We start from the raw sequence: 13,280 nt of genomic DNA on the forward strand, positions 1-13,280 counted from the left end.
TAGATTAATTACTTCTGGCGAGTAATTACGTCATTTTTTATTTTTTTTTATTTAAAATACCATAAAGTGGGTAGCGTTACTAATAATAAAAACTCAAATAAATCTTAAAGAGCCAATGTCTTAGATTTTTTTAATTAAACTTTCATCTTGAAAATACCCTTTTTTAGGGATTTACTTTGTTGAATTAGCAGCATACATTTAACCTTCAATGTATTTGCTAAAAGACATGAAGAAATTAATTATTATCTCAATCAATCTTTTTATCATTTTAGTCATAGTAAAAGCCAAAATGTCTCACACTCCAAGGGAGAAATATATTTCTGGCATTGAGAAATCAGATGTGAGTCATATCGACTTAGATGAGCCATGGCCCTTTACTGGAACACTCAGTAAAGTGGATCCAAATGTTCATTATTTGCTATCAATTTATGAATTAAAGTAGTTGATTTAGATTCGTTTTAGTAGTTCTTTAAGGAGGATGACCAAATCCTTTTCGGCAGTCTTAGCAGTTGCAATTATATCTTCAATGTTTATTGGCTTCAAATTATCAGGGTCACATTCATCAGTTAGCACAGAAATGGCAGATACCGGGAGACCCATTTGATTGGCTGCAATTACTTCAGGTACCGTACTCATACCAACTACATCAGCTCCAATCATTTTTAAAAAGCGATATTCAGCTCTTGTCTCTAAACTTGGACCCGTCACTGAAATGTAGGTTCCTTGATTTAAGGATATATTCTTGTCTTTGGCAATTTTGATTAATTCCTTATTCATTTCTACATCATAAGGCTGACTCATGTCAGTGAATATCTGACCAAAGGCATTCGCCTCGTGCCCTCTTAGAGGGTTGTCAGGTTGAAGATTGATATGATCCTCAATGAGCATAAGCTCACCTTTTTTCCATTCTAAATTCATACATCCACCTGCGTTAGAAATAATCAATTTCTGTATCCCAAGCATTTGCATTACCCTCACTGGAAACACAACCTGTTGCATACTATGACCTTCATAATAATGAAATCGGCCTTGCATTGCGACAACAGACTTACCCTCTAATTTCCCATAAATAAGTTTTCCTTTATGGAATTCAACGGTTGCAATAGGAAAATGTGGGATGTTAGCGTATACAAACTCCTGAATGACCTCAATATCTTCAGCTAAAGCACCTAGCCCTGTTCCAAGGATGATTCCTACTTCAGGACTGTCAAACCCTTTCTCTTTTAAAAACTTTACAGCTGCACTAACTTTTTCGATCATTTGCATAGTGTGATTATTTTTTAAGTCTGATTCTTAGAAGAAATCTCTAAATTGACTTGAAATTAATTAGATAGATTCATTCCCAATGAAAAAATTGTTTTTAACAGCAGCTCTAGCGTCTTGTATTACCATATCGGCCCAAAAGCCGATTACATCAACCGAGATGAAACTGTATGGAGATCATATATTCATAAGTTTAAGTGTCGATGGGTCAGATCCACTGGATTTCATATTTGATACTGGTGATGGCCTTCCGGTAATTGATATTGATATTGCAGAAAGCCTTAATCTTGATCTTGATCATTCTTCATCTAAAACAAGCGCACAAGGAACTGTTCAGGGAGCCTTAATTGATCATAACACCATAGAATTGAATGGAATTTTACTGGAAAAGGATATTCAACTTTACGCAACAAGTTTGAGCCACCTTGAGAGGAGTATAGGTAAAAATATAGACGGTATTATCGGATATGACCTGTTACATCATTATGTGGTAAAGCTTGATTATGATAAAGGATTGTTTGAATTGTACGACCCAGGTAGCTACAATCATGATGGATTTGGAGAAAGTTTTGAATTTAAACTTGATAATTATATTCCACATATAGAGGGAGAAGTTACTTTGAATGATGGAGAGGTAATTTCTGGAGAATTCTTTATCAATACAGGAGCAGGCACTACGCTTGATTTTAATACACGATTTGCTGAAAAAAATGATGTTATATCTAAAACAGGAAAACATTTTTCATATCCTGTAGCTGGTTTGAGCAAGAAAGAGACCATGCATTACGAAGGAAGGGTTAGGAATTTCGGATTTGGAACATTCGATTTTTCGAAAATGCCTATCGGAATAAGTACAGCTAAAAGTGGAATTCAAAACAATAAGAAAGTAGCTGGAATCCTGGGTAATAAATTACTTAGGAGATTTAATATCACTTTTGACTATTCCAGAGGGAAAATCTACTTTTTGAAAAACAAGAGTTATAATGATGCATTCAAAGTCAATGCAAGTGGATTATACCTTCAGTTAAATGAAGATATGAGTAAGGTGATCGTTCATCGAGTATATGACGCAAGCCCATCAAAAATAGCAGGAGTAGTGGTAGATGCTGAAATTCTTAAAGTGAATGGCAAAGATGCAAGTGAATATTCATTACCGGAACTCAGAGAATTACTTGAAGAGGTAAATCAAGATGTAGAATTAACGCTATGGCAAATGGGGGAGGAGAAGTCTATTAAACTAGATCTACGGCAACTTATTTAAGATTTTTACAAGTTAAACACTTTCAATGGCCTGTAAAATTGATTCACAGGCTACTTTTATTTCATCCTCCGTTATTGTTAATGGTGGTGCAATTCGCATTGATTTATCATTGAATAAAAACCAGTCGGTAACAACGCCTAATTCGATAGCTCTATCTATTATTGATTTAAGTACCTCATACGATTCAAATTCCACGGCCATCATCAATCCTTTACTCCTTATTTCTTTGATTTTAGCATGCTTTAAAAGCTGATGAAATAGCTGTTCTTTTTGTTCAACACCTTTTAGAAGGCCATCTTCTAAGATGGTTTCTAGTGTTGCTTTTGATGCTGCCGCAGAAACAGGATGTCCTCCGAAAGTAGATATATGTCCTAGTACTGGATTGTGGGTAAATACATTCATCACTTCTTTTGAAGAAATAAAACAGCCTATCGGCATACCTCCGCCCATTCCTTTTGCACTGACTAGCACATCCGGCTGAATATGGTAATGTTCGAAGGCCCAAAGTTTCCCCGTTCTTCCAAAGCCGCACTGAATTTCATCAAGAATTAAAAGTGTGCCTGTTTCTGAGCATCTTTTTCTCACAGCTTTCCAGTAAGATTCATCAGCATGTCGAACTCCTGCTTCACCTTGAACAGTCTCAACGATAAATGCGGCTGTTTCTTCGCTAATTAAATTCAGATCTTCAATTTTACCGAACTCGATATGAGCTATTCCGGGCAATAATGGGCGGTAATTTTGTTTGAATGATTCACTTCCTGTCAATGAAAGTGCACCATGTGAGGAGCCATGATAAGATTCTTTGCAAGCCATGATATTGGAACGCCCCGTGTATCTTTTGGCGAGCTTCATAGCACCTTCAATTGCTTCGCTTCCGGAATTTACCAAATAGACAGAATCTAAATCTTTTGGAAGTGTATTTGTCAAGGCCTTGGCAAGCTGCACTTGAGGGCTTTGTACGAACTCACCATAGACCATTACATGGAGATGTTTATCTACCTGCTTCTTTATGGCACTTATGACTCGAGGGTGTCGGTGACCTACATTTGAAACACCAATTCCAGAAATAAGATCTATATATTTCTTTCCATTTACATCACTCATGTAGATGCCATCCGCTGATACCATTTCAAGCATTAAAGGAGCATCAGAAGTCTGCGCAAGATGAGATAGAAAAATCTGTCGATTGGTAATCATAGTTGCAAAGATGCATGACAAAAAAAGCCGAAACAACGTTGTTTCGGCTTTCTCTGAGAATCCGATGATGGATCAGTTTTTTCTATTAATTGCCTTTTTAGCTTTTTCTACAATGTCATTTACACTTAAGCCATACTTGTCAAGTAGGTCGGCAGGTTTCCCACTTTCTCCAAATTGGTCATTGACAGCCACAAATTCTTGAGGTACAAGCTGATTCTTAACAATAGTCTGAGCAATACTTTCTCCAAGACCTCCAGCCATTTGGTGTTCTTCCGCAGAGACTGCACAACCCGTTTTAGAGATTGAGCGCAAAATAGCCTCTTCATCTAGTGGCTTAATGGTGTGGATGTTAATAATTTCTGCTGAAATGCCTTGCTCTGATAGAATAGCTTCTGCTTCTATAGCCCTCCAGACCATATGTCCGGTTGCAAAGATGGAAACATCGGCTCCTTCTATAAGGGTAATGGCTTTACCAATTTCAAATGGCTGCCCCTCCATAAACATTGGCCATCCTGGTCTTCCAAAACGTAGATAAACGGGTCCATGATGATCAGCAATTGCCAGGGTAGCAGCTTTTGTTTGATGATAATCACAGGGATTAATCACTACAAAGTTTGGTAGCATTTTCGTCATCCCTATATCTTCCAAAACCTGATGCGTAGCACCATCTTCCCCTAATGTAAGACCAGCATGCGATGCACACACTTTTACATTCTTTTCAGAATAGGCAATTGACTGCCTTAATTGGTCATATACCCGACTGGTTGAAAAGTTTGCGAATGTGCCTGTAAATGGAATTTTACCTGCAGTCGCTAATCCAGCCGCAATGCCCATCATGTTTGCTTCTGCAATTCCTACTTGAAAAAACCTTTCCGGGAATTCATTTTGAAAAGCATTCATTTTAAGAGATCCTGTAAGATCAGCACATAAACCAACAATATTAGGGTTCTGCTTGGCAGCTTCTAAGAGTCCATCACCAAATCCTGATCGAGTATCTTTTTTGTCTGTATAAGTAAGCTTTGTTTTCATATTTAGTTATGGTGATTAGTAATCTCCTAATGTTTCTTCTAATTGACTCAATGCATCCACAAGCTGTTCATCATTTGGAGCAACTCCATGCCATTTATGGGTTCCTTCCATAAAATCTACTCCTTTACCCATTTCTGTTGTCATGATAATCATGATTGGTTTTCCGTTTCCTGACTTTGATCGAGCATCCTGAAGTGTATCAATTAAACTTTCAAGGTTATTACCATCACATTCCAGGACTGACCAACCGAAGGATGCATATTTTAACTTAATATCCCCAAGTCCGTTCACCTCCTCCAATGGTCCATCGATTTGCTGACCATTATAATCTATGGTAGCAATGAGATTGTCCACTTTATTATGAGCGGCAAATAATGCAGCTTCCCAAATCTGTCCTTCTTGTTGCTCTCCATCACCCATCAGGACGAAAACGTTTTTATCATCACCATTTATTTTTTTAGCTAAAGCAACTCCAATTGCAGCTGAGAGACCTTGACCTAGTGATCCTGAAGCTATTCGAACACCAGGTAATCCCTCTTCTGTAGCCGGATGTCCTTGTAAGCGTGAATCTATCTTTCTGAAAGTAGCAAGTTCCGATACATCAAAAAATCCTGCTCTGGCTAAAGTGCTATAAAACACAGGCGAGATATGTCCATTTGAAAGAAAGAAAACATCTTCATTTTTACCGTCCATATTGAATGAGTTGTCATATTCCATGATATGATGATATAGAGCAACAAAAAATTCAGTGCATCCGAGCGAGCCTCCTGGATGCCCAGAGTTTACAGCATGGACCATTCGTACGATATCTCTTCTGGTTTGTGAACAAATTTCCTTCAGGGTTTTGGTATCTGGCTTGGCAGTCATGTTAATGATTTGAGTTAAGAGCGCAAATCTATTCTTTTCAATTAAAAAAGGCAGACGATCTTAATTTCCTGTACTAAAGAAAATTCCAAATATTAATTCGAAAAAAGAGAAAATAGATGTTATGACATTTAATTCTCAACATTTAGATTGTGCAGAAGCTAAATTTTAACTTACTTTAACGGCATGTAACTTAATTTTTAACTAAAAAGTAAAGTATGAAGAGGATTTTACTACTTACTGTTATGTTCTCTCTTGCCGTCATTACAGTTATGGCGCAGAGGACAGTATCTGGTAAGGTGTCGGATGATTCCGGAGAAGCCTTACCAGGTGTGAATGTTGTGATTAAAGGCACAACTACAGGGGTAACAACCGATCTTGATGGAAACTATCGTATTTCCGTTGAAGATGGTGCAACCCTGGTTTTTTCTTATGTAGGTTTTGAATCGCAAGAAGTTGCGGTTGGTTCAAGAACTACTTTAGACATTACAATGGGTGGAGCAACTGAATTACAAGAGGTTGTTGTTACCGCATTAGGTGTTGAAAGAAGCGAGAAAGCGTTGGGTTATGCAGTGCAAGAAGTCGGAAACCAAGAAATTGTTAATTCCGGTGCTGTTAGTGCAGTAGATGCATTAGTAGGAAAAGCTGCAGGTATCCAAATTACTCGATCTTCAGGTTCTGCTGGTGGTGGATCAAGAATACTTTTGAGAGGTATTACGTCCATTATTGGTAACAATCAACCTATTATCGTTATTGATGGTGTAAGAACCAATAACGAAACCATTGGTGGTACTGAAGCTAACACAGCTGGTACTGCTCAGTCAAACAGGTTGATGGACTTGAATGTGAATGACATTGAGAATGTCAGTGTTCTAAAAGGTGCTGCTGCGACAGCATTATATGGAACTGCAGGATCTACTGGTGTAATTGTAATTACGACTAAGAAAGGCCAAAAAGGTGCTGGACTATCTGTAAACTTTACTCATCAGACTGCTTTTGATAAAGTGACTACAGCTCCAAGCCTTCAGAGCACATTTGCTCAAGGTACTGCGGGTACTTATAGAGATCCTTCAACTGGATATTTTGCTTCATGGGGTCCAAGAATCTCATCTTTGCAATATTCTAACGATCCAAACCACCCGGAAGCTCCAACCAATTCAAATGCGTTTGATGCAGATGGAAATTATAAGTGGGATAAAAATGGTTTCTTGGTATCTTCTGGAGGATCCGCTCCTGCGAATACTTATGATAATCTTGGAGATTTCTATAATACTGGTGTTACCAATACTAGTTCGATAAGTATTTCTGGTGGAAATGAGGTAGCTACTTTCAGATTTTCTGGATCAAATCATGATCAGCAAGGAATTATTCCTAATGAAGAGTATCTGAGAAAAACAGCAAGTGTTGCATCAACACTGAAAGCATCTGATGCACTTTCATTCTCTGCAACGATTAATTACACAAGAAGTGATCATACTAGAATCCAGCAAGGATCTAACACTTCTGGTCTATTATTAGGGTTGTATAGAACGCCAGCTTCATTTGATAACTCCAATGGTTTTGGAAATGATGCATATAACCAGCCTTCTTCTTACATCTTCCCAGATGGACAGCAGAGAAACTACCGTGGTGGTGGTGGTTATGACAACCCTTACTGGGTAGTTAATAATGCATTGAGATTTGAAACTGTTCACCGTACTTTCGGAAACTTCCAAACTAATTACAAAGTAAGTGATTGGGTGAATTTCGGAATGAACATTGGTACGGATATCACGAATGATGATAGAAAGCAAGAATTTGAAATCAATTCAAGAACAAATCCAAATGGTACAATTATTCTTGATGAGTACATTACTCGTCAGACAGATTTCTACCTAAACTTAAGTGGACAAGGTCAACTTAATGATGATTTCTCTTTAAACTACTTGGTTGGACTTAACATGTTTAGCTATAACAGACACAACACTTATACACAAGGTGATGGTCTAGTGTTTGGCGGGTTCAGAGATATATCTAATGCAACTTCCATTAGTGCACAGGAAGATGATACAAGATATAGAACGCTTGGTATATTTGGACAAGTTGAAACAAGCTGGAGAAACACAGCATTCGTAACCTTGACAGCTAGACAAGATTATGATTCACGATTAGTGAATCCTGCTGAATTTGATGCTTCTGCTGCTGGATTCTTTTATCCATCAATTTCAACAGCACTTGCTTTTTCTGAGTTAATGCCATCTAATGATGTATTATCATTCGGTAAAGTAAGATTCTCATGGGCACAAGTAGGTGCTCCACCTCCAAACGCTTACAGTACTTCTTCAGTATATGAAAATGTAGGAGTAGGTGACGGATGGGGAACTACAATTCCATGGCCAATTAATGGTGTTACATCATTCGAAAGAGATAATCTTCTTGGAAATCCAGGATTGACTCCTGAGTTAACGACTCAAACTGAGATTGGTCTTGATTTGAGATTCTTTGATGGAAAAATTGGTTTAGACCTTGCATACTACACGCAAACAACGGAAGATGCGATTCTTCCAGCGTCAGTATCTCCTGAGTCAGGATATACTAGTGCATGGTTAAATGCTGGTAAACTTTCTTCAGATGGAATTGAGATTACGTTGAACGCTACTCCGGTAAGTTCAGGTGATTTCAACTGGGATACTCAAGTGAACTGGTCAACTACAGAGACAATTGTAGATGAACTAGCTCCTGGTATTGAGAGTGTATTCCTTGCTGGATTTAACAGTGCAGGATCTTATGCTATTGTTGGTCAGCCATATGGTGGTATTAGAGGAGGTGCATACTTAAGAGAAGGTGCGGCTACTCACCCTGATGGTGACTTGTCTCTTCCTTCTGGTGCTGTTGTAATCAATGATGATGTTAACTCATCAGAATATGGATTCCAGGCAGTTGATCCAGTGCAGAGAGCTATTGGAAATCCAATTCCTGACTTCATTTTAGGATGGAGAAACAGTATCACATATAAGAATGTATCCTTAGGAGCATTATTAGATTGGAGAGAAGGTGGTGATCTTTGGAATGGTACACAGTGGGCACTTTCGTTCTTCGGAAGATCTGCTCTGACCGCTCAAACAAGAGAAGAATCTCCATTTGCTATTCCTGGAGTACTTTCTGACGGATCTCCAAACAATATTGAAATTGTAAGAGATCAAAGCTACTGGCAGTCGTCTCTAGGAGGATTTGGTGCAGTTGGTGAGCAATTTGTTGAAGATGGAGGTTGGATAAGACTAAGAGAGCTTAGTGTTAATTACCAACTACCTGGAGCATGGTTTGCTAACAACATTGTGAAGAATGCTTCTGTAGGTTTCGTTGGAAGAAACCTTTGGTATGATTGGGAATATGATGGAGTAGATCCTGAAACTAGTTTGACTGGAACAGGAAATGGTCAAGGATTTGACTACTTCAACAACCCATCAACTAGAACTTTCATGTTTAAGCTATCTGTTAACTTTTAATAGCAAAAGATTATGAAATTTATGAAAATAAAAAATATACTACCTATTGTATTGGCTCTTACAGCATTCTCATGTGAGGACTTTATAGGTGGAGACTTGAACGCAGATCCGAATAAGCCACTTGATGTGCCTATTTCTGGTCAACTTGGACAGATTCAAATTCAGATGGCTGACACTTATGGTGGAGGTACTTCTCGATGGAACTGTATGTTTAGTCAGCAAGTAGAAGGTGTTGCACGTCAGTGGGATTCCTTCAATGACTATGTGGTTACTGCCAATCGATTTGATGCTGATTGGAGTGATATGTATGAAAACGTAATTGTTGAGCTAAGAACTGTAACAGCTATAGCAGAAGAAGATGGGTTGAACCATTATCTGGGTGTGGCTAAAGTGTTGGAAGCAACTGCTATCATGAATATGACAGATATGTGGGGTGATATTCCATATACTGAAGCAGGTTTAGGTGCTGATAATTTCAGCCCGGTTTATGATGATCAGGCTACTGTTATTTATCCTGCCATCAGAACGCTTCTTACAGATGCATTAGGTTTATTCGCTGGACCGGCTGGACCTATTGCACCAGGTAGCGAAGACTTGTACCACGGCGGTGATGTTACAGCATGGACAAGAACAGCAAACGCTCTTTTAGCTCGTTACTATCTGCATTTGGGTGATTATGCAAACGCATTATCAAGTGCTCAAAATGCATATACTGACAGATCTCAAAACATGGGCTATCAGTATGGAAGTGATCCAGCATCACACCCATGGTATCGATTCAACAATGGTCGTGAGGGTGATATCGAATTCCATCCTACAATGAGAGGAATCATGACTGGTTTGAATGATACAGATAGATTGGGTGTAATTGATCAAACATTTACGATTAATGGTACTCCTCATCCGTATTTTGTGGCTGCATTAAAGCAAGATTTGATCAGTTATCGAGAGATACAGTTCATTATTGCTGAATGTGAATTCCAGTTGAATGGAAATACAGCAACTGCTCAAACAGCATATCTGAATGGAATAAATGCTTCATTCCAGGAACTTGGATTTGCTGATGGTGGCGCTGAATATACGGCTTATGTGGCTCAGCCAAGTGTTGCAGCTCCTTTGGACATGAATAAGATCATGACTCAGAAGTACATTGCAATGTTTGCTCAGCCTGAAACTTGGAGTGATTGGAGAAGAACAGGAATTCCTGCTCTTACACCAACTTCAGGTTCAGCAGTACCTACTAATTGGGATTATGCGCAGAATTCATATTTCTTTAACTCGAATTCTCCAAGTGAAATGACTGCTCCAGCATCACTTCTTAGAGGTGTGGATTGGTTAAGTAACTGGTAATAAATAATTAAGTATTTAATATATAAAGCCATCCGCCTACTGGGGGATGGCTTTTTTATTGGCACTGGAATTATGTCAATTATTGCTATAAAGTCAAGAACAGTAGTTTGTAGATTTCTATTTACACTTCTACTCACATCACTTATTTCGTGCGAGGATTTTATTGGAGGAGAGATTACTAAAGATCCGAACTCTATACATGAGCCAAATTTATCCTTGTTGCTCCCTTCCGTGCAGGTGAAAATTGCCGATACTTATGGAGGCTTTCATTCTCGAGTCAATTGTTCCCACGTTCAGCATGTGGAACCAGTGCTACGGTCTATTTCATATTCTGGCCTCTTTGCTGAACCAGAAAGATTTAATGATCCTTGGAATAATTTCTATGCGAGTATATTTATTGAATTAAATACCATCCAATCGGAAGCTAGTTATAATGGATTTAACCATTATCTCGCAATTGCCAATATTCTCAAAGCATTTTCTACTATGATGGCAACTGATGTATGGGGTGATATTCCTTATAAGGAGGCAGGTCTTGGCATTAAAAACATCTATCCAAAATTTGATTCTCAGGTAAGCATTTACTTGGAGATTCATAACCTACTAGATGAAGCAGTTATTCTCTTGAATGAATCATCAGGCGGTCTTCCCCCTTTAAACAATGATTTAATTTATGCTGGGGATGAGTCCAAATGGATTAAAGCAGCATATGCTATAAAATCACGAGCTTATTTGCATTTCGATGATTATGAAAATGCGTTATTAAATGCTCAACTTTCATTCTCTGATAGAAGTGAAAATATGAGGTTGGTTTATCCTGGAACAGTTCATCCCGCACCATGGTACAAGCATAATGAGACACGTACAGGAGATTTTGAATTTAGTCCCACACTAAGGAATTTGATGCAATCCCTCAATGATACCGTTCGTCTTTCTCAAATAGATGTTCCATTCAACACAAATCATCCTTATTTAATCTCCAATTTTGGAGTTGATTTAATTTCATTCAGAGAGATTCAGTTTATAATAGCTGAAGCTGGATTGGAAACACCTTTGTCGGATTTAGAGGTTCATACAGCTTACCTGAATGGTATAGATGCTTCTTTTCAGGAACTAAATTTAGGATCAAATTCTGCAGCCTATCAAGATTATATTTCTGATAATGGTGTAGATCCTGGAATTGGGCAAATTACTTTAAGTCACGTTTTACTCCAGAAACATATCTCCCTATTTCTACAACCAGAATCATATTCAGATTGGAGGAGAAGAAATATTCCAACCCTTTTACCTCCTACTGGTCCAGCGATTCCAGTCCGATGGCCATATAGCAAAGCATCTCTCGAGTTTAACAAAAATGCACCACCAAATCCAGACATATATACTGAGAGAGTTTTTTGGGATAAGGACTAACATTAGTCTCATTTGGGTGTTAATATTCTTTCGTTTAGATTCATATTCATGAAAACTTTATACTACATACCAATTCTGTTTTTAGCGAACATTTGCTTCGCCCAAGATCCTTATGAGATCATTGAGAATGTAAGTTCAGAGCGCATTGAAAAAGACATTCAAAAGCTTGTTTCCTTTGGTACACGGCATACCATGTCAGAAACTGAATCAGACTCAAGAGGAATTGGTGCTGCTAGACGATGGATCAAATCAGAATTTGAGAAAATATCAGAATCGTGCGGAGGATGTTACGAAGTATCTATGCAGCGAACGCTTGAAAAAGGAAATGCTAAAACCCGAATTACTAAAGACACAGAAATTGTAAATGTATTAGCTATTAAGAGGGGCAAAAAGTATCCCAATCGTTACATCATAATGGCAGGTGATATTGATAGCAGAGTGTCTGATGCCTTAAACTATACCGATGATTCACCAGGCGCAAATGATAATGCCTCTGGCATGGCAGGTGTTATTGAGGCCGCTAGAGTTCTAGCTAAATATGATTTTGAAAGTTCGATATTATTGGTCGGGCTATCCGGCGAGGAGCAAGGACTTTATGGAGGTAAGCATTTGGCTGCCAAAGCAGTGGAAGAAGGATGGGATATCGTTGGGGTGTTGAATAATGATATGATCGGAAACATTAAGGGGGTAGATGGAGTCATTGACAACAGAACATTTAGAATATTTTCAGAACCAACAAATCCTACTGATACAGATTTTCAGCAACGAATGAGACGGTATTACGGTGGGGAGGTAGATGGAATCTCACGGCAGCTTGCCAGATATGTCTATACAATGACGAAAACGTATATGCCTGAAATGAACCCCATGATGATTTATCGGTTGGATCGGTTTGGCCGGGGAGGTCACCACCGTCCTTTTTGTGATGCGGGCTTTGCAGGTATCCGAATTATGGAAGCTCATGAGAATTACACACAACAACATCAGGATATTCGAGAAGAAGATGGGATCAAATATGGAGACGTCATTGAGCATGTAAATTTTGATTATGCAGAGAAGTTGACGGCAGTAAACGCTATTTCTCTTGCTGCACTTGCATCAGCACCTCCTGAACCACAAAACGTGGCGATTAGTGGGGCAGTTCAGCCATCTACAACGCTTTATTGGGATGCTATAGATGATGATAATTTGGCTGGCTATAAGGTATATTTCAGAGAAACAACCTCGCCAACTTGGGATAATTTTTACCAGGTTGATGCTGATGTAACAGAATTTACTTTAAAGGGAATCGTAATAGATAATTACTTTTTTGGTGTTTCAGCGGTTGGTAAAAATGGCAATGAAAGCCTGGTTGTTTTCCCAGGTGAGGTTAAGAGATAGAATATGATAAGATCCGTCCCGTATAAGATGAGAGACGGATC

At 38.5% G+C, this 13,280-nt stretch carries 10 protein-coding genes; 6 read left to right on the forward strand and 4 right to left on the reverse strand.

Annotated elements, in window-relative coordinates; genetic code table 11:
• The first annotated feature begins 226 nt into the window (after positions 1 to 226).
• Entirely contained in the window at positions 227 to 442 is a 216-nt protein-coding gene (locus ACOMC3_RS03960) for a hypothetical protein (RefSeq protein WP_420318231.1), read from the forward strand.
• 5 nt (positions 443 to 447) lie between these two features.
• Here ACOMC3_RS03960 and ACOMC3_RS03965 read toward each other — a convergent pair whose 3' ends face one another.
• A complete protein-coding gene (locus ACOMC3_RS03965) occupies positions 448 to 1,260 on the reverse strand; it encodes a purine-nucleoside phosphorylase (protein WP_420318232.1) in 813 nt (270 codons plus the stop codon).
• An 85-nt stretch (positions 1,261 to 1,345) separates the two neighbouring features.
• On the opposite strand from ACOMC3_RS03965, the gene ACOMC3_RS03970 reads away from it, so the two are divergent.
• Entirely contained in the window at positions 1,346 to 2,524 is a 1,179-nt protein-coding gene (locus ACOMC3_RS03970) for an aspartyl protease family protein (RefSeq protein WP_420318233.1), read from the forward strand.
• 12 nt (positions 2,525 to 2,536) lie between these two features.
• Here ACOMC3_RS03970 and ACOMC3_RS03975 read toward each other — a convergent pair whose 3' ends face one another.
• The 3 genes from ACOMC3_RS03975 to ACOMC3_RS03985 form a co-directional block, all read right to left on the reverse strand.
• Complete coding sequence (locus tag ACOMC3_RS03975; RefSeq protein WP_420319301.1) at positions 2,537 to 3,718, reverse strand: aspartate aminotransferase family protein; 1,182 nt, start codon at positions 3,716 to 3,718, stop codon at positions 2,537 to 2,539.
• Between the two features lie 75 nt (positions 3,719 to 3,793).
• Positions 3,794 to 4,750 carry a transketolase family protein gene (locus tag ACOMC3_RS03980; RefSeq protein WP_420318234.1) on the reverse strand — a complete coding sequence of 319 codons (957 nt, stop codon included), beginning with the start codon at positions 4,748 to 4,750 and terminating at the stop codon, positions 3,794 to 3,796.
• A 15-nt stretch (positions 4,751 to 4,765) separates the two neighbouring features.
• Complete coding sequence (locus ACOMC3_RS03985; protein ID WP_420318235.1) at positions 4,766 to 5,617, reverse strand: transketolase; 852 nt, start codon at positions 5,615 to 5,617, stop codon at positions 4,766 to 4,768.
• 215 nt (positions 5,618 to 5,832) lie between these two features.
• Here ACOMC3_RS03985 and ACOMC3_RS03990 point away from each other — a divergent pair, with 215 nt between their 5' ends.
• From ACOMC3_RS03990 to ACOMC3_RS04005, 4 genes are all read left to right on the forward strand, one after another.
• Entirely contained in the window at positions 5,833 to 9,099 is a 3,267-nt protein-coding gene (locus ACOMC3_RS03990) for a SusC/RagA family TonB-linked outer membrane protein (protein ID WP_420318236.1), read from the forward strand.
• A 21-nt stretch (positions 9,100 to 9,120) separates the two neighbouring features.
• Positions 9,121 to 10,449: a SusD/RagB family nutrient-binding outer membrane lipoprotein gene (locus ACOMC3_RS03995; protein ID WP_420318237.1), complete on the forward strand. Its 1,329-nt coding sequence runs from the start codon at positions 9,121 to 9,123 to the stop codon at positions 10,447 to 10,449.
• Between the two features lie 72 nt (positions 10,450 to 10,521).
• On the forward strand, positions 10,522 to 11,859 hold the full coding sequence (locus ACOMC3_RS04000) for a SusD/RagB family nutrient-binding outer membrane lipoprotein (RefSeq protein ID WP_420318238.1): 1,338 nt from the start codon (positions 10,522 to 10,524) through the stop codon (positions 11,857 to 11,859).
• 48 nt (positions 11,860 to 11,907) lie between these two features.
• The gene (locus ACOMC3_RS04005) at positions 11,908 to 13,239 is read left to right on the forward strand and encodes a M28 family metallopeptidase (protein ID WP_420318239.1); all 1,332 of its coding nucleotides are present in this window, start codon (positions 11,908 to 11,910) and stop codon (positions 13,237 to 13,239) included.
• Positions 13,240 to 13,280 lie beyond the last annotated feature (41 nt).

This window comes from Ekhidna sp. (genome assembly GCF_965212185.1).
Classification (GTDB): Bacteria; Bacteroidota; Bacteroidia; order Cytophagales; family Cyclobacteriaceae; genus Ekhidna.